This window comes from Xanthomonas theicola (genome assembly GCF_014236795.1).
Taxonomy (GTDB): Bacteria; Pseudomonadota; Gammaproteobacteria; order Xanthomonadales; family Xanthomonadaceae; genus Xanthomonas_A; species Xanthomonas_A theicola.
In genome coordinates this window covers 2,594,149-2,611,644 of record NZ_CP049017.1, presented here as the reverse complement: position 1 = coordinate 2,611,644, position 17,496 = coordinate 2,594,149, and the positions used below count along the sequence as shown (strand labels likewise).

Here is a 17,496-nt window from a genome sequence, read left to right as displayed (position 1 = left end):
CCCGGCTCGCGCCGGCACGCGAACAGCGCCACTGTCTGGCGTGGCACCCTTCGCAGATCCCCGTGCTTTTCCGGGCTCCGACTCCCGCCCCCGACTAACCCCATCCCATCTGGAACCCGCCCATGACTTCCATTCGCTCTCTGGCCCTGCAATGCCGCGACGCCGCGCAGGCGCTGGCGCAGCTGTCGTCCGCGGCCAAGCAGGCGCTGCTGGAGGCGATGGCGGCGGCGCTGGAAGCGGATGCGGAGGCGATCCTCGCCGCCAATGCGCGCGATCTGGACGCGGCGCGGGCCAAGCACGTCGGCAGCGCGCTGCTGGATCGGCTGGCGCTGGACGGCAAGCGCCTGGCCGGCGTCGCCGCGGCGCTGCGCGACGTGGCGGCGCTGCCCGATCCGGTCGGCCAGGTGACCCGCGACGACGTGCGCCCGAACGGCATCCGCGTGCAGAAGGTGCGGGTGCCGCTGGGGGTGATCGCGATGATCTACGAGGCCCGGCCCAACGTCACCGCCGACGCCGCCGCCCTGTGCATCAAGGCCGGCAACGGGGTGATCCTGCGCGGCGGCTCGGAGGCGGTCCATTCCAACACCGCCATCGCCGCCGCGCTGCGGCGTGCGCTGCGCGAGGCCGGACTCGGCGAGGACGCCTTGACCCTGGTCGAGGACCTGCGCCGCGAGACCGTGCTCGAACTGCTGCAGCTCAACGACATCGTCGACCTGGCGATCCCGCGCGGCGGCGAGGGCCTGATCCGCTTCGTCGCCGAGCACGCGCGGGTGCCGGTGATCAAGCACTACAAGGGCGTGTGCCACCTGTTCGTGGACGCCTCGGCCGAGGTGGAGCTGGCGGTGAAGTTGTTGGTGGACGGCAAGACCACGCGCCCGGCCGCGTGCAATGCGCTGGAGACATTGCTGGTGCACGCCGACATCGCCGCGCGCTTCCTGCCGCTGGCGGCGCAGGCGCTGCGCCAGCGCGGAGTGGCGCTGCGCGGCGACGCCGCCAGCCGCGACCTGCTGCCGGACACCGAGGCCGCCAGCGATGCCGACTACGCCGCCGAATACCTCGACCTCATCCTGGCGATCCGGGTGGTCCCGGACCTGGACGCGGCGATCGCGCACATCCGCCGCTACGGCTCGGACCACACCGAGGTCATCGCCACCGCCGATCCGGCCAACGCCGAGGCGTTCGTGCAGGCGCTGCGCGCGGCGGTGGTGATGGTCAACGCCTCCTCGCGCTTCTCCGACGGCGGCGAACTCGGCCTGGGCGCGGAGATCGGCATCTCCACCACGCGCCTGCACGCCTACGGCCCGATGGGCCTGGAGGCGCTGACGGTGGAACGCTACGTGGTACGCGGCGCGGGCCAGGTGCGTCACACCGCGGGCTGAGGCGAAAGGGCGGGCGCGCGGGCCGCCGCGCCCGCGGCATGGACCGGTACGGCAAGGCGAGTCCCGGTTCGGCCGGACGCCGGGTCCGTCCGCCTGGCCTGAAGTGCCGCGCTCCCGCCGTGGCTCCGTGCCGCCTCGCGCGCTTCGCCGCGGCATCTGCAGCCGGGCGGGGCCGCGCCGGCGCGGCCGCTCGCCGCGGCCGCGCGACCCACGCGCCGTTCCCATTCCCCTTCCAGTGGCGGGCATGCTTTCATGACGGCTTCGCTCCGGAGACCGCCCATGCATCCATCCGTCCGTCCGCTCGTCCTGGCGCTGGTATGCGCCGCCTCGCTCCCCGCCGCCTTCGCCCAGACCGCGCCGATGACGGCGGACATCACCGGCAAGGCGTTCGTCGCGCCAACCGCGGCCAACGACTACGTCAAGCGCGAGGTGATGATCCCGATGCGCGACGGCGTCAAGCTCCACACCGTGATCGTGGCGCCCAAGGGCGCGCACGATGCGCCGATCCTGCTCACGCGCACGCCCTACAACGCCAGCGGCCGTGCCGAGCGGCTGGCGTCGCCGCACATGAAGGACCTGCTGCCGCAGGGCGACGATGTGTTCGTCGACGGCGGTTACATCCGGGTGTTCCAGGACATCCGCGGCAAGTACGGGTCGCAGGGCGACTACGTGATGACGCGCCCGCTGCGCGGGCCGCTCAACGCCACCGCGGTCGACCACGCCACCGACGCCTGGGACACCATCGACTGGCTGGTCAAGCACGTGGCCGAGAGCAATGGCCGGGTCGGCATGATCGGGTCCTCGTACGAGGGTTTCACCGTGGTGATGGCATTGACCGACCCACATCCCGCGCTCAAGGTGGCCGCGCCGGAAAGCCCGATGGTCGACGGCTGGATGGGCGACGACTGGCTCAACTATGGCGCCTTCCGCCAGGTCAACTTCGACTACTTCACCGCCCAGCTGGCCCAACGCGGCAAGGGCGCCGGCATCCCGCGCCAGGGCTTGGACGACTACAGTAATTTCCTGCGCGCCGGCTCGGCCGGCGACTACGCCAAGGCCGCCGGCCTGGAGCAGCTGCCGTGGTGGCACAAGCTCACCGAGCATCCGGCCTACGACGCGTACTGGCAGGCGCAGGCGCTGGACAAGGTGATGGCGCGCACGCCGCTGCAGGTGCCCACGATGTGGCTGCAGGGCCTGTGGGACCAGGAGGACATGTGGGGCGCGATCCACAGCTACCAGGCGATGGAGCCGCGCGACGCCGGCAACGACCGCAACTACCTGGTGATGGGGCCGTGGCGGCACAGCCAGGTCAACTACGACGGCGCCGCGCTGGGCGCGCTGACGTTCGACGGCGACACCGCGCTGCAGTTCCGCCGCGACGTGCTCAAGCCGTTCTTCGATCAGTATCTGGTGGACGGCGCGCCCAAGGCCGACACGCCGCCGGTATTCATCTACGACGCCGGCGCGAACCGTTGGGACCGCCTGCAGACGTGGCCGCGCAGCTGCACGCAGGGCTGCGCGGCACGCAGCAAGCCGCTGTACCTGGGCGTCGGCGGCACGCTGTCGTTCGACCCGCCGGCGGCCGGGCAGGGCGACTACGAAGAATACGTGTCCGACCCGGCCAAGCCGGTGCCGTTCGCGCCGCGCCCGGTCGACTTCGGCGACCGCAACATGTGGACCACCTGGCTGGTGCACGACCAGCGCTTCGTCGATGGCCGCCCGGACGTGCTGACCTTCGTCAGCGCGCCGCTGGATGCGCCGCTGCGCATCGCCGGCGTGCCCGAGGTGAACCTGCAGGCCTCCACCAGCGGCAGCGACAGCGACTGGGTGGTGAAACTGATCGACGTCTACCCGGATGAAATGGCCTCCGATCCGAGGATGGGCGGCTACGAACTGGCGGTGTCGATGGCGATCTTCCGCGGCCGCTATCGGGAGAGCTTCGAGACACCCAGGCCGATCGCGCCGAACCAGCCGCTGGCGTACAGGTTCGGCCTGCCCACCGCCAACCATACCTTCCAGCGTGGCCACCGGGTGATGGTGCAGGTGCAGTCCAGTCTGTTCCCCTTGTACGACCGCAATCCGCAGACCTACGTGCCCAACATCTACTTCGCCAAGCCGGGCGACTACCGCAAGGCGACGCAGCGCATCTGGCATACGCCGCAGCAGGCCAGCTACATCGGTTTGCCGGTGCGCTGAGCGGCCGCCGGCACGCGGCGCACGGCGGCCGTACGCTGGACCCGGAGCGACGCGCACGGCAGCACCAGGTGCATTGGCGCCGCCGCGTGCGGCTTCGGCTCGCGCTGCGGCCGGCGCTTATTCTCCGTCCATCGTCGCGGTGCATTTGCCGCCGTATCGCTCAGGGCGATGCCTGCGGAACCGGCGCAGACGTGGGCAGATCCTGATATGGAATGCGCGCATGCAGCGGCACCTGGCCATAGCCGAGTTTGCGTGCCAGCATCGGAATGGTTTCGAGGCCCATGTTCATGCCGTTGACGATGGCCGTGCCGACATGGCGCAGGAACTCGCTCCTGGGCGCGAGCAGGCGGTGCAATTCCTCGGCGCCGATCTCGTCGCGGCCTTCGGCACCCATCTGTTCGCTGGCGCGGACAAGAATGGTCTGCACGACGCGTGCGTGCCTGGCATTGTCGGAGTTGAACAATCCCGGGATCTTGATGCGGCTGCCCAGGGCCAGCGCGTTGAGCGCGATCGCCTCGATCGGGTTGAACACGGTGCTGCGGAAGATGCGCAACATTTTTTCCGACATCACCCCGGTCGCCTTCTCGCCGGCAATCAACGGGATCATGCCGATGATGGAGGCCAGGCCTATGGATTTCACCGCGGTGCTTTCGCCCGGCGCGACATCCAGCGCATGCTTGGTCATCTGCTCGATCGTCCGTTTCGCCGAGGTTCCATCGGCGGGGCGCGCGATCAGGTCATCCTTCATTGCCTGGAACAGGCCGGCGCGCATGAGTTCCCCGTTTTCCTTCACTTCCGGTGGAATCCCCGAGGCGGCGCCGAAAATGGCCATTTCGTTCGTCGCCGCGTTGGCCGCAAGATCCACTGGCCTGGACTTGAAGCCGACGTATTGCAGCAGATTGTTGGGCAGTGAGAGCACCGAGGAGATGGCGCCGGCTTGCATGGCCTTCGGCAGTAGGTTGCGCAACGAGCAGCCCTCGCCCTTCATACCCTTGATGATCGACAGCACGAATATCGTGTCCAGCGTCTCGATTAATGCAGGCGGCACCGAATCGATTCCCGCCAACTGCAGGGCATATTTGCTTGGCGAGAAATTCTTCCCGAATACGTGGTTCTTCATCATTTGCGACACGACCAGTTCCCAGGCCGAGCCGAGTCCGCTGCTGACGGCAATGCTGCCGGCGAGCCCGGACAGCTGGAATTCCTTCTTGGTAGCGGCATGCAGCAGCGATTGCGCGCCCAGGCGCACCCGCAGCTCGTGGTCGGGGCCGATCTTGCGCTCGATGAAGCGATCCAGAAGGTCGTCTTCGGCGGTGATCGCGGGAGCATGTGCGGCCAGGAACCGTGCGGCAGGCACGTGGTCGCCGCCTTCCACCTCGATCGATGCATTCGTCCCGAAAGCCCGCGTTCCCTGTTCGATGACTTTCATCAGCATGGCGATGTGGATATCGGCATCGATCCGCTCTGTGGTCCGCTCTGCTGTATCGGTGTGGGACACGAGATCCGCGGTCTCCACCGTGAACGCGCGCTTGAAGGTAGCCAGTGCGGCCTCGAGCCCAGGATGGGCGTGCATTTCCAGGCGGGATGCCGTGCCATTTGCGATATGCGGCGGTGCCGGCTGGTCGGTCTGGGCATAGGTCAGCAGCGCATCGATGACGGGATCATCGCAAACCAGGCGCTGGCCGTTATGGTGCACCGAGCCTGCGTGCAATGGCGCGCCACCGGCCTGGCGACTGGAAGAGGCCAGCATTGCGCTTTGCAACTCAGGCATGCCAGGGCCGCTGGCGGTCCGCTCGGCAGCTGGCGCCGATGTCCGGTGCAGCCGTGTGCGGCATGGCGCTTTCGGCAGCGTCACATCGGTGTCGCTGCTGTAGCCGCGGCACGGTTCAGAGCCGGACGACGTGGTCGTTGCCGCTGCATCCTGGTCCAGCGCGATGTTGACGGTCAAGGTCGGTGCGGAGTGCGAACGGATGAGGGGTGTTGGTGCGGGCATGATGGATATCAACAGAAAGAATGGGGAGGGAGTGCCTTGATGTCTCGCACTCCACCTTAGCGCCCATACCGAGAAACGATGGCTGGCTGCCGAAGGAGCGTTGCCTCCTGCGAATTCGGCAGCGAAGTTGTTTACGAGAAAATCTAAACCAGGCCACACTCGGGGTGTGGTAGAAACCCTGCATTGATGCTGCCGACCAATAGGGCGATAGCGAGGTATGGGAATGATTCGTCGCCGGCAGCGGCGGCCTGGCATGCATGGATCCGGCGCGAACGGATCGAGCGGCGATCCCGATCGGCACGGCCATCCAGCTTCTGGCCGACAGTGAAGATTGCACGTCGGCTTGGGATCAACGTCGCTACGGTGCGCCGAGAGCTGCGCGGGAAGGGTGTTGCGTATGCCCGCAAGTAGCTCGCCATCGAGGATATCCTTCCAAGCCAGGTGCAAACGCTACTGAACGAAGGGGTACCGCGCCATGCCTTGTCCTCACACGAGAAAACATCGCCGCAGCTTGTTGGACCTGCAACCAGCGCCGGCACAGGCGAAAGAAATCCCTAATCCTGGAAACTTTTGGAACTCTGGTGCGCCGAGGGGTTGCAGCAGGCAAAATGGTGGCCTTCAGCGGACAGATCTAAGAGGGGTTTTTACAAAATAGTGTAGACTTCGATCGTCTTTATTGATCCAGCGTCCCCCATGGGTCGTCCAGCCAAGATTCAAGATAACCGCGCCGCGGTGTTGGTGCAGATCGTGGCGTGTGATCCGACCGCCACGCTGGAAGAGGTCGGGGACGAACTTGTCCGTCCTACTGGACTGAAAGTGCACGCGCAGACCTTGGTTGGGACGCTGCGTGGACAAGGGATCGAGCGTGTCGCCAGCCATGAAGTAGTGACGGTGGAGCCAACGGCCCCTGCTGCCATGTGCTACGGGTATACCCAGGCCCATCGGTGGCAGGAACCGGAACAGATCTATCCCAGTCGCCTGACTGAACCGCCCCGGGACTGGACTGCCCCGCAGAAGTTGGACGAACGTCAAGGGGTCTCATGGAGAAGTACAAAAGGGAGTTCAAGTTGGAAGTCGTCCAGAGCGTCTTGGCGGGCGAAGGCGGGGCAAGGCTGCTGGCTGGGCGGTGGCTGGTGCGCGAGGAGAAGATCCGCACCTGGGTGAGCCCCTGTCGCCTCCACGGCATCGACCGGTGGCGTCCCAAGCGCAGCGCGTACAGTGGGCAGTTCAACCTGCGGGTCCTGGCCGGTCAGGATCGCGAACCGCTTTCCAGCCGCCAGGTGGCGGCGTTCTATGACATCGGCAATCCCCACCAAGTCGTGGTCTGGCGAGGCAATCTCGATCAAGGCCGCCTGCAGGCTCTCGCTAGCGAGAAAGAAGAGCGTCCCAAGATGAAGCCAGAACGAGGCGGTGCAGCGCCGTCAAACAAGCTCGCCAGCGATGCGGCGCAAACCCTGCCGCGCGCCAACAGCCTTGATGCGCTCGAAGCGGGCGTGCATGGTGACGTCCACTACGACAACCCCGAGCGTATCAAGCTCGGGCTGCAGGGGCTCAGCCCTGTGGCATACCGGCTGAGAAGCACCGCCTGAACGCGGGAATCGCGACCGTCCAACTTCCGGGGACAGTTCAATCCCGGGGCGGTTCACTGCGCTGAGTGTGGCGCCTGGTGCAAATACCCCAGTCCGATACCATTGCGCGCTTACGCTCCAGGGATGGCGTTCGCGCTAGTGTTCCGTCTCAAAAATAACGTTTCCTAAAAATTGTCTATGCTTCCCCTGTCAGCAACAGACCGGAGACGGGCAGATGAACTCGCAGAACATTACCCTGACACCCGAAGAGCACAGCCCACTCGCTACGTTTGGAACGCCAAAGGGGAAGACATCTTGAACAAAATTCAGCGAGCCCGCGAAGCAATGGCATCGCAAGCGTGAGGGATATTATTTCTGAGACGGCACACTAGCGGGTGCCACGACACCCGCACCGCGCGGGCTTTTCAGCGGCCGCATCGACGCGGCCGGTCTCCGGCGCCGATCTACTCCAACTGCTCGCGCGCGAAAGCCGCATCCAGCGCCTCCATCGCATCGCGCGGCTTGAGCTTGGCTGCCTTCTCGAATGCGCCGGCTGCCGCGTCCTCGCGCTTGTCGCCGTACAGCAGCAACAGTACGTTGGCGTGTTCGACATGCGCGATCGGTGCATCCGGGGTCAGCCTCAGCGCCTGCTGGATGTGCCGCTCGGCGGTCGCCGCCTTGGCGCCGTAGGTGAGGCCGCCGATCACCGCGCCGACCTTGCCGATGATCTCGGCGTGGTACAGGGCCAGCGCCATGTGCGCCTCGGCATGCTTGGGCTCCAGCGCCAGTGTGGTTTCCAGCGATTGCCGCACCTTGCCGGCGATGCCTTGCTTGAGCGCCTTGACGATGCTCAGGCCCTGGCTGTAGCGGCCCAGCGCGAACGCGTGGCGGTAATGGCTGTTGGCTTCGTCGGGCAGCGTGGCGATCGCCGTCTCGGCCAGCGTCGCGGCCTGCTGCAGGCGCTGCAGTTTTTCCTTGTCGTCGCCGACCAGGTAGCTGGCGTGGATGCCGAGCGCCTTGGTCGCGACCGAGGCGCCGAACACGCCCAGCGCCTGCGCGGTCGTGTAGGCATGCTGGAACCGGCCCTGGTGAAAGGCGCACCAGGCGTCGATCAATGCCGCCGACAGCGTCTGTGCGTCGTGGCCCTTGCCGGCGGCGGCGAGCAAGGCCTGCGCGCGTGCGAGATCCGGAAACGGTTCGAGGTCGCCGGCGTGCAGCTTCGGCCACGCCTTCTTCAATGCCTCGCCCGGATAGGCGTAGGCCTTGGCGTCGTACGGAAACGGCGCCCATGCGGTCGGTTTTGCTGCCATGCCTAGCCTCCCTGTGGTCGCGCCGAGCATGGCGCTGCCATGGCCGCCTGGCAAGCTGCAGGGCGGATAGTGTGTTTGCTCAAGACGCTGCCGCCAGCATGCGTCGCATCGGTGCCGCTGCCGGCATGCTAGGAGACCCATGATGGCGACCAAGAAGCGTTCCACTTCCTCCGCTCTCCGGCCCGAGACCCTGGCGCCGCGGCACCTGTGGCTGGCCGGCCTGGGCCTGGTGTCGCTGACCCGCAAGCGCGCGTTGGCCGCCGCGGCCGATGCCGCGAGCGGGGCGAACACCTTGAAGGCGCTGGTGGCGCAGTTGGCCGACGCTGCCCAGGCCAGCGTGCACGAGGGCGCCGCGGCGCTGCGCGGCCAGGTGCAGCCGTTGAGCGCCGAAGTCGAGGCGCGGCTGCAGCCGGTGCTGGTCAAGCTCGGCCTGCAACCCGCACCGCGAACCACCTCGCGCAAGCGCCCGGTAACGACCAAGAGGGCCAAGCGCGCGACCAAGAAGATCACCACGGTGCGACGCCCGCGCAAAGCGGCCAAGCGCGGCGTGCGTTCGCGGTAGCGGCAGTTGACGCTGTTGCCGAGATGGGGCTGCATGCTGGATATAGCCCCCTCGTCGTGGAGGCAGTGGCTGCTCGAGGCAAACACAAACAAGAGCGCTAAACCAACCTGAGAGTTCCCCCGGCTCTGCCGGGGAGGCAGTAGAAGTTTGACGTATCCGGGAGTCCATCCCGGAGACTCCGCAACGTGAGCGGCCAAGCACACGAGACGGAGGAACCGAGATGGATGAGTTTGAGAGCTTAAGTCACACCAGGTGGGAGTGTCTGTACCACGTTGTGTTCATACCGAAGTGTCGCCGTAAGACACTGTATGTGGGTCTGAGGAAGCATCTAGGAGAGGTGTTCCGGCGATTGGCCGAGCAGAAGGAGAGCCGGGTCGAGGAGGGCCATCTGATGCCAGATCACGTCCATATGCTGTTGAAGATTCCGCCGAAGTAGGCGGTGTCGCAGGTGGTGGGCTATATCAAGGGCAAGAGCGCCATCCACCTAGCGCGGGTGTATGGGGAGCGGAAGCGGAACTTTGTAGGGCAGAGCTTCTGGGCGCGAGGTTACTTCGTTACGAGGGTAGGTCGGGATGAAGGGTTGATCGGGGCATACATCCAGAACCAAGAGGCGGAAGATCGGCGCTTGGACCAATTGCAGTTGCTGAGGTAGTCGGCCACCTTCAGGTGGCCCTAACAAGGGAGGCGCGTAGCGCTCCCGCAGCCGCTTTGAGCGGCTCACATCTCTAAAGCCCCCGGCTTTGCCGGGGGATATTTACTCGAACACTGCCTGCCGGCACAGCGCGGCAATGTCAGCATGACCAACCTGCAAGTGGTCAACGCCATCCTTTACGTTGCCGAGCATGGCTGCAAATGGCGCGGCCTGCCCAAGCGCTTTGGCAACTGGCACACGGTGTACACACGCATGAACCGCTGGGCCAAGGCGGGTGTGCTGGACCGGATGTTGGCCCAATTGCAGAAGTCCCAGATCGTGCGCATCGAAATCGAAGCAATCTCGCTGGACTCCACCAGCATCAAGGTGCATCCCGATGGCACGGGCGCATTAAAAAAAACGGTCCGCAGGCCGTCGGCAAGTCCCGCGGTGGATGGAACACCAAGATTCATATGGTTGCCGCAGATGCTCGAACAGCCATCACCTTTGGATTGACGCCTGGTAACGTGCATGACGCACCTGCAGGCCGCACGTTGCTTGAACACCTGGGGCCAGTGGAGCGGCCGATTCATTTGTTGATGGACCGTGCCTACGAAGGCAACCAAACCCGCCAGTTGGCGCTCGATCTTGGCTTCGTGCCGGTGGTCCCGCCGAAATCCAATCGGGTCGAGCCTTGGGAATACAACCGGGAGATGTACAAGCGGCGCAACGAAGTGGAGAGACTGTTCCGTCGCCTGAAAGGCTACCGCCGGATTTTCTCGCGCTTCGAGAAGCTGGATGCCATGTTCCTTGGATTCCTCAGCTTCGTCCTGGTCGTTGATGGGCTTCGGATGTGTTAACAGGCCCTAGTTGGCCGGGCCGGCGTTGATCCACTGCCGCAGCAGGTCGCGCTGCGCCGGCGCGATGGTCAGGAAGCGGAAACCGGTCCAGGCCTGGCCCGGCGCGTTACAGCGTTCGCTCCACAGCAGGTGCACGCCGACGTCGATCTGCACGTCGCGGCCCAGTTGCGGCATCGCGAAGCGCAACTGGTACAGCGCGTCCTCGTGCAGCGGCGCCGAGGCCAGCAGCAGCATGCCACTCTCGGAGACGTTGCCGAGCCGGCCGACCATGGCGTCCTCCATGACATCCAGCACCGCCACCATGTCCGGGACGCGCCGGCGCGGCGAGCGGCGGGCTTCGGCGATCATGCGTCGCCCTCCAGAGCGCCGGCGGGTGCGCCGGCCAGGGTGCGCAGTGCGCGCACGGTGGCGTGCCAGGCGCGGTCGATCAGGCGTGCGCGGGCCACGGCCACGGTCCGCGCCTGGCCCTGCGCCAGCAGCCGCGACAGCGTGTCCAGCGAGTATTCGGCGGTCTTGTGCCCGCGCTGGTTGACGAACAGCGCGCGGTCGGTGATCGGGCTGTACCAGGACAGGCGCTGTCGTTTCAGGTCGCCCTGCTGGTTGGTCACGAACTCGAACCAGGTGCCGAACGGCAGGCCGCACAGCCGTGCGTAGGCCGCCTGCTCGGCGTCGCTGCGCGGCGCCGGCAGCGGCCGCTCGGCGTCCTCGCCGTCGCCGTGGTCGCCGAGGCGTGCGCGCGCCTTGGGCCGGGCACTGGGCGCGGTACGCGAGGTCGGCGCGCTCCCGCCGCCCGGCGTGGACAGTTGCCGCGCGATCGCGTCGGCCTGGTCCCGGTGGTAACCCACCTGCAGCAGGGCGTCGCGCACCGCGTCGGCCAGGCTGGGATCGGCGCCGCCGGGGGGGCTGCAGGTGATCTCGGCGATGCAATGGGTCAGCTGCGTGCGCTCGTGCCAGGCGTCGGACTCCTCGCCCTGGCGCAGCAGGGTCAAGGTCAGCACGTCGGACCAGGCCTGCTTCAGCAGCGCCTGCACGGACGCGGACGGTTGCCAGGTCCGGCACAGTGCGTCCAGCGTGGCGTTGGCCAGTTGCTTGGCCGCTTGCAGCCGTTCCTTGCCGCGCGCGGCCTCGATATGGCGGCGCTCGGCGATCTCGGCCTTGTGCGCCAGTGCGCGGCATTGCGCCTGGATGTCCTGCTGGGCCTGTGCGAAGACTGCCTCGTCGCCTTCGTATTCTTCGACCACCCGGTCCACGGTCTGGTTCAGCTTCAGCAACAGCTGCGGATCGGTGTCCTCCTCGCCGAGCCAGGCCGCGCCGGACTCGGCGACCGCGTTGAGCAGTGCGTGCGCCGGGTGCCGGCTGCGCACGAAGAACGCCTCGTCCTGCAGCGCGGCGCGCACCAGCGGCACCTGCAGGCGCTCCAGCATTCCGGCGGCCGGCGCATCGCTGCGCACTTCGCGCTCGATCTCCGAGTAGAGCAGGGCGAGCAGGTCGAAGGTGTCGGCATCCTGCGGCGCCAGCGCCGCCTGTGGGCCATGCTCGGCACGCAGTGTGGCCAGCAGCGCCGCCTGCACGTCGCGTATCTGGCGGCGCCCGCGCAGGCCGGCCAGCGCGCTGCAGGCTGGTGGTTGCGCCTGCAACTCTCGCAACGCCCGCAGCAGCGCCGCGGTCGGCACGGCGGCCACACCGGCGGTCACGCCGGCGGGCGCGGAGGCGGCCGGCGCCGCTGCGGCACGGCCGCGCGCCGCGGCCAGCAACTGGCGCAGGGTGGCCAGGTCGCGTGGCGCGCTGCCGGTGCCGGCGGGCGCAGTCGCGGCGCGCGCCGGCTGCGCTGCGGGCGCCGGAACGCCGGGCCAGCCGTTGCCGGCGGCCGTGACGGGCGCTGCGGGGGGCTGGCCGGTGGCCGGACGCGGCGCGGCATGGTCGGGCGTGGCGGCCGGGCGCGCCAGGTAGGGCAGGTAGACCAGCCCGGGCAGCACGCCGGCATGCGCCAGCAACACATTGGCGCGCTCCACGATCTCGCCGCAGCGCGCCAGCGCGTGGCGCTCGAAGGCGCGGTACAGGGCCAGCTGCGCGTCCAGCCCCAGCCGCAGTTCCTCGCCGGCCCCGCGCAGGATCCGGCACAGCAGGTGCGGGCCCAGCGGCGTGCGCTCGGTCTCGAACGCCGGCCGCGCGGCGAGCACGCCGAAACGCTGGCCGAGCAGTTGCAGCGGGATGCTGTTCCGCGCCGCCTGGCGTCGGGCAATATCGTGCAGCACGATGTCGCGGTCGATGTCCGCGTCGGCGACCAGGGCCAGCGTCCGCGTCGCCGCGCCGGCGTCGTCCTGCCGGTGCGGCGCGGCTGGCGCGGGCGGCAGCCGGATCGTGGCCAGGGCCGCCTCCAACTGCGCCTTGTAGTAGGCCGCGAAGTGCTCGCGGCGCGCCCGCAGCCCCTGCAGTTGCTGGTACGCGTCCTGCTGCAGCTGGCTGTTGCGCGCGCGCTCGGCCTGGTCGCACAGCGCGCGCTCCAGTTCGGCCAGGGTCAGCCGCAACGGCGCGTCCAGCGCCTGCCACAGCAATGCCTTCAGCGCATCCAGGAGTTCGCGCACGCGCGCTGGCAGGGCGGCGCTGGCGAGCGTCGCCGGGCTCGCCGACGGAATGGCAGACAATGACATCCTGTGATCGCCGTTTACTTTTCCAGATTCAGGTATTTAACACGTTTCGCGCCGCGCAACCATGCCGATGCGCGCGCTGCACCGCTCAGGGCATGAACAGGGCGACCACGTCGTTGGTGAAGCGCCGTCCCCGTTCGGTCGGCAGCGCGTACCCGGCGTCCAGTTGCAGCCAGTCGCGCGCTTGCGCCAGCGCCAGCGCCGGGCCGATCGCCTCCGGCGCCAGGCCGGTGCGCGCGGCGAAGTCGCGCAGCGCGAAGCCCTGGTTCAGGCGCAGGGCATTGAGCATGTATTCGAACGGGCGCCGCTCGGCGCCGATCCACTCGTCGCCGCCGATCGCCGCCGGCGTGCCGGCCGCGGCCAGGTAGGCCGTCGGGTGCCGGGTCTTCCAGCGGCGCAGGATGCTCTGCTCGGCGCCGGAGCTGATCTTGCCGTGGGCGCCGGCGCCGATGCCCAGGTAGTCGCCGAACTTCCAGTAGTTGAGGTTGTGCGCGCACTGGTGGCCGTCGCGGGCGTAGGCGCTGACCTCGTACTGGGCGTAGCCGGCCGCGGCCAGCAGCGCCTGGCAGCGTTCCTGCATGTCCCAGGCGTCGTCCTCCTCGGGGATGCCCTGCGGCGGCCGCGCGGCGAACACGGTGTTCGGTTCGAGGGTCAGCTGGTAGTGGCTGATGTGGGTGGGCTGCAGCGCCAGCGCGCGGGCGATGTCGGTCTGCGCCTGGGTCAGGGTCTGCTGCGGCAGCGCGTACATCAGGTCCAGGTTGAGGTTGGAATAACCGGCGTCCTGCGCCAGCTTCACCGCGCGCTCGGCGTCGGCCCCGTCGTGGATCCGGCCCAGGCGCTGCAGCGCGGCGTCGTCGAAGCTCTGGATGCCGAAGCTGAGCCGGTTGACCCCGGCCGCCAGGTAGCGATCGAAGCGGCCGTGCTCGGCGGTGCCGGGGTTGGTCTCCAGGGTGATTTCCAGGTTCGGCGCGAAGCGCAGGCGCGCGCTGGCCGCCTGCAGGAAGCGGTCGATCGCCTCGGCCGGGAACAGGCTGGGGGTGCCGCCGCCGAAGAACACGGTCTGCACGGTGCGGCCCCAGACCAGCGGCAGGTCCTGGTCCAGGTCGCCGATCAGTGCGTCCACGTAGTCGTCGAACGCCGGCGTGCCCTTGGCCGCATGCGAGTTGAAATCGCAGTACGGGCATTTGCGCACGCACCAGGGCAGGTGCACGTACAGCGACAGCGGGGGCGGGATCAGCATGGTGCGGTGTAAGTAGCCCAGCAGTGTTCGTGGCGGGTCAGCACGTCGCCGAGCCGGTCGCGCTGCGCATAGCGCTGGCGGCCGTAGGCCAGGCAGTGCGCGTAGCGGCTTCGTCGCGCCAGCGGTCGATGGTCAGGCAGGTGCCGGGCGCCTGCGCGCGCAGCAGTTCGGTGCCCAGATAGCCCGGGTATTCGGCGAACAGCGCGGCCCAGCCGCCATCGGCGGCATACAGCGCCTCGAACGCCTGTGTCTGGCCGTCGGCCACCGTGTATTCCCAGATTGCGACGAACATCGGCGTCTCCCTCAGGTTTCCCAGTGCGTCAGTTGCCTGCGCAGCAGCGCCAGCGCCTGGCCACGGTGGCTGATCCGGTTCTTCAGCGGCAACGGCATCTGCGCCGCGCTCTGGCCGTGTTCGGGATCGAAGAACACCGGATCATAGCCGTGGCCGCCGGTTCCGGCGCGTGCGTGCAGGATACGCCCGCGCCAGCTGCCTTCCACCAGCAGTGGCTGCGGATCTTCGGCATGCCGCAGCAGCACCAGCACGCAGTAGAAATGCGCGGTGCGCTGCGCGTCGGGCACCTCGCGCAGCGCGTGCAGCAGCTTGTCGATGTTGGCGGCGGCCTTGCCGTGTTCGCCGGCGTAGCGCGCCGAGTACAGCCCCGGCGCGCCGCGCAGCGCATCCACGCAGATCCCCGAGTCGTCGGCCAGCGCCGGCAGGCCGGTGACCTGGGCGGCGTGGCGCGCCTTCAGCAGCGCGTTCTCGACGAAGGTCAGGCCGGTCTCGTCGGCATCGTGTACGCCGAGCGCGGACTGCGCGACCAGCGCGATGCCGGTGTCGCCGAGCAGCACATGCAGTTCCTCGAGCTTGCCGGCATTGCCGCTGGCCAGGACCAGTTTCATGGCTTGGGCTCCAGCAGGTCCCACTGGTTGCCGTACGGGTCTTGGAACACCGCCACGATCGCGTAGGCTTCGTCGCGCGGCGCTTCCAGGAACTGCACGCCGCGCGCCAGCATCGCCGTGTGGTCGCGGTGGAAGTCGTCGGTGTGCAGGAAGAAGCCGACCCGCCCGCCGGTCTGGCGGCCGATGCAGGCGCGCTGCGCATCGTCGCTGGCGAGCGCCAGCAGCAGGCCGGCGCCGGCGTCGCCGGCCGGACCCACCCGTACCCAGCGCTTGCCGCCGCCGAGCGCGGTGTCTTCCAGCAGGGCGAAGCCGAGCGTGCCGGTGTACCAGGCGATGGCCTGGTCGTAGTCCGGCACCACCAGGGCGACCAGGGCGATGCACTGGCTCATTGCGCCAGCGCGGCGCGCTGCGCCGCCAGCAGCTCGGCGATGCCGCGCTCGGCCAGGCCGAGCAGCGCATCCAGTTCGTCGCGGCGGAACGCATGGCCCTCGGCGGTGCCCTGCACCTCGATGAAACCGCCGCCATCGTTCATCACCACGTTCATGTCGGTGTCGCAGTCGCTGTCCTCGGCGTAGTCCAGGTCCAGCACCGGGGCGCCGCGGTAGACGCCGACCGAGACCGCGGCGACCGCGCCGAGCACCACCGGCTTCTTCAGGTCGCCGCGCTGCTGCAGCCAGCTCACCGCATCCATCAGCGCCACGTAGGCGCCGGTGATGGCGGCGGTGCGGGTGCCGCCGTCGGCCTGCAGCACGTCGCAGTCCAGGGTGATGGTGCGCTCGCCGAGCGCGTTGCGGTTCACGCAGGCGCGCAGCGCGCGGCCGATCAGGCGCTGGATCTCCAGCGTGCGCCCGCCTTGCTTGCCGCGCGACGCCTCGCGGTCGGAGCGCGAATGGGTGGCGCGCGGTAGCATGCCGTACTCGGCGGTGACCCAGCCTTCGCCCTTGCCGCGCAGGAAACCCGGCACGCGGTTCTCGACGCTGGCGTTGCACAGCACGCGGGTGTCGCCGAAGCTGACCAGAACCGAACCTTCGGCATGACGGGTGAAGGCGCGCTCGATGCGCACCGGGCGCAACTGATCGGCCGTGCGGCCACTGGGACGGGAAAAGGACATGGGGGTCGATCCGGAAGTGTGGTGAGGGCCGGCGCGGCATCGGGCAGGCCGGGCCGGCGGAGCGCTAGGTTACCATTCGCGTTTGGCAGGCATCGGAACACCGCATGATCCGCAGCATGACCGCTTTCGCCGGTGCCGAGCGCATCACTCCCTGGGGCACGCTGGGCTGCGAACTGCGCTCGGTCAACCACCGCTTTCTGGAAATGGGGGTGCGGCTGCCGGAGGAACTGCGCGCGCTGGAACCGCAGTTGCGCGAACGTCTGGCCGCGCGCATCAGCCGCGGCAAGCTGGACCTGATGCTGCGCCTGCGCGCGCCGGAGGCCGCGCAGGCGCTGGCGGTGAACGAGTCGCTGGTCGAACAACTGGCCGTGCTCGCGCAGCGGCTCGGCGCGCGCTTCCCGCAGTTGCAGGTGCAGTTCGCCGACCTGCTGCAGCTGCCCGGCGTGCTGCAGGGGCAGGCGGTCGATCCAGCCGCGCTGCAGGCGCAGGCACTGGAACTGCTGGACGAGGTGGTGGCCGAACTGGTCGCCGCGCGCGAGCGCGAGGGCGGCAAGCTCGCCGCGGCCATCGTCGAGCGGATCGATGCGGTCGAGCGCATCGCCGCCGAGGTGAAGGCACTGATCCCTGCCATCCGCGAAGGCCAGCGCGCCAAGCTGGCCGCGCGCCTGGCCGACCTGCCGCATCCGGTCGATCCGGGTCGCGCCGAGCAGGAACTGGTGCTGTGGCTGCAGAAACTGGACGTTGACGAGGAACTGGACCGGCTCGGCAGCCACATCAAGGAAATCCGTCGTGTGCTGCGCCAGCCCGAGCCGGCTGGCCGGCGGCTGGATTTCCTGCTGCAGGAATTCAACCGCGAAGCCAATACGCTGGGGTCCAAGTCGGTGGATAGCCGCACCTCCAGCGCGGCGGTGGAGCTGAAGGTGCTGATCGACCAGATCCGCGAGCAGGTGCAGAACCTTGAATAGGCGCCTAACAGGCTGTTGAAATACTTATTTCTGGGGTGAATTTTGATACTTTGTCCTGCCTAAAACGACGCACGTCAAACGAAAAGATCAACTCTGATTCCCCACCAGATCCAGTCGCACCACGCCTACCGGG

15 protein-coding genes and 1 pseudogene are annotated in these 17,496 nt (G+C 68.1%); 7 read left to right on the top strand and 9 right to left on the bottom strand.

Annotated features, from left to right (window positions below):
* Positions 1-122: 122 nt before the first annotated feature.
* Complete coding sequence (locus tag G4Q83_RS12250) at positions 123-1,379, top strand: glutamate-5-semialdehyde dehydrogenase (RefSeq protein ID WP_128420962.1); 1,257 nt, start codon at positions 123-125, stop codon at positions 1,377-1,379.
* 360 nt (positions 1,380-1,739) lie between these two features.
* Positions 1,740-3,575, top strand: coding sequence for a CocE/NonD family hydrolase (locus tag G4Q83_RS12245; protein WP_386273641.1), 1,836 nt, complete (start codon positions 1,740-1,742; stop codon positions 3,573-3,575).
* 160 nt (positions 3,576-3,735) lie between these two features.
* Here G4Q83_RS12245 and xopB read toward each other — a convergent pair whose 3' ends face one another.
* Positions 3,736-5,325 carry a XopB/HopD1 family type III secretion system effector gene (gene xopB, locus G4Q83_RS12240; RefSeq protein ID WP_386273643.1) on the bottom strand — a complete coding sequence of 530 codons (1,590 nt, stop codon included), beginning with the start codon at positions 5,323-5,325 and terminating at the stop codon, positions 3,736-3,738.
* Positions 5,326-6,608: 1,283 nt separating this feature from the next.
* On the opposite strand from xopB, the gene G4Q83_RS12235 reads away from it, so the two are divergent.
* A complete protein-coding gene (locus G4Q83_RS12235) occupies positions 6,609-7,157 on the top strand; it encodes a hypothetical protein (RefSeq protein ID WP_185817206.1) in 549 nt (182 codons plus the stop codon).
* Positions 7,158-7,600: 443 nt separating this feature from the next.
* Here G4Q83_RS12235 and G4Q83_RS12230 read toward each other — a convergent pair whose 3' ends face one another.
* Positions 7,601-8,446, bottom strand: coding sequence for a tetratricopeptide repeat protein (locus G4Q83_RS12230; RefSeq protein WP_128421964.1), 846 nt, complete (start codon positions 8,444-8,446; stop codon positions 7,601-7,603).
* A 142-nt stretch (positions 8,447-8,588) separates the two neighbouring features.
* Here G4Q83_RS12230 and G4Q83_RS12225 point away from each other — a divergent pair, with 142 nt between their 5' ends.
* The 3 genes and pseudogenes from G4Q83_RS12225 (at position 8,589) to G4Q83_RS12215 (ending at position 10,499) form a co-directional block, all read left to right on the top strand.
* Positions 8,589-9,008 (top strand): hypothetical protein, encoded by a 420-nt coding sequence (locus G4Q83_RS12225; protein ID WP_128421965.1) that lies wholly within the window; start codon positions 8,589-8,591, stop codon positions 9,006-9,008.
* Between the two features lie 220 nt (positions 9,009-9,228).
* Positions 9,229-9,660, top strand: a pseudogene (gene tnpA / locus G4Q83_RS12220) (IS200/IS605 family transposase).
* Positions 9,661-9,729: 69 nt separating this feature from the next.
* A protein-coding gene (locus G4Q83_RS12215; protein ID WP_246432388.1) for an IS5 family transposase occupies positions 9,730-10,499 on the top strand; the annotation gives its coding sequence in 2 pieces (ribosomal slippage) (positions 9,730-10,051 and positions 10,051-10,499; 771 coding nt in all).
* A 6-nt stretch (positions 10,500-10,505) separates the two neighbouring features.
* Here G4Q83_RS12215 and G4Q83_RS12210 read toward each other — a convergent pair.
* The 7 genes from G4Q83_RS12210 to rph all read right to left on the bottom strand — a co-directional run bounded on the left by G4Q83_RS12210 (position 10,506) and on the right by rph (position 16,398).
* Positions 10,506-10,847 (bottom strand): PilZ domain-containing protein, encoded by a 342-nt coding sequence (locus tag G4Q83_RS12210; RefSeq protein ID WP_128421570.1) that lies wholly within the window; start codon positions 10,845-10,847, stop codon positions 10,506-10,508.
* A complete protein-coding gene (locus G4Q83_RS12205; protein WP_128421571.1) occupies positions 10,844-13,150 on the bottom strand; it encodes a DUF1631 domain-containing protein in 2,307 nt (768 codons plus the stop codon). Before G4Q83_RS12205 ends, G4Q83_RS12210 begins: the two co-directional genes overlap by 4 nt.
* 85 nt (positions 13,151-13,235) lie before the next feature.
* Positions 13,236-14,387 (bottom strand): radical SAM family heme chaperone HemW, encoded by a 1,152-nt coding sequence (gene hemW, locus G4Q83_RS12200; protein ID WP_128421572.1) that lies wholly within the window; start codon positions 14,385-14,387, stop codon positions 13,236-13,238.
* Between the two features lie 37 nt (positions 14,388-14,424).
* Entirely contained in the window at positions 14,425-14,679 is a 255-nt protein-coding gene (locus tag G4Q83_RS12195; protein ID WP_128421573.1) for an antibiotic biosynthesis monooxygenase family protein, read from the bottom strand.
* Positions 14,680-14,690: 11 nt separating this feature from the next.
* Positions 14,691-15,287: an RdgB/HAM1 family non-canonical purine NTP pyrophosphatase gene (rdgB, locus tag G4Q83_RS12190; RefSeq protein ID WP_128421574.1), complete on the bottom strand. Its 597-nt coding sequence runs from the start codon at positions 15,285-15,287 to the stop codon at positions 14,691-14,693.
* Complete coding sequence (locus G4Q83_RS12185; protein ID WP_128421575.1) at positions 15,284-15,676, bottom strand: VOC family protein; 393 nt, start codon at positions 15,674-15,676, stop codon at positions 15,284-15,286. Before G4Q83_RS12185 ends, rdgB begins: the two co-directional genes overlap by 4 nt.
* A complete protein-coding gene (rph, locus tag G4Q83_RS12180) occupies positions 15,673-16,398 on the bottom strand; it encodes a ribonuclease PH (protein ID WP_128421576.1) in 726 nt (241 codons plus the stop codon). Before rph ends, G4Q83_RS12185 begins: the two co-directional genes overlap by 4 nt.
* 104 nt (positions 16,399-16,502) lie before the next feature.
* On the opposite strand from rph, the gene G4Q83_RS12175 reads away from it, so the two are divergent.
* The gene (locus tag G4Q83_RS12175; protein ID WP_128421577.1) at positions 16,503-17,363 is read left to right on the top strand and encodes a YicC/YloC family endoribonuclease; all 861 of its coding nucleotides are present in this window, start codon (positions 16,503-16,505) and stop codon (positions 17,361-17,363) included.
* Positions 17,364-17,496 lie beyond the last annotated feature (133 nt).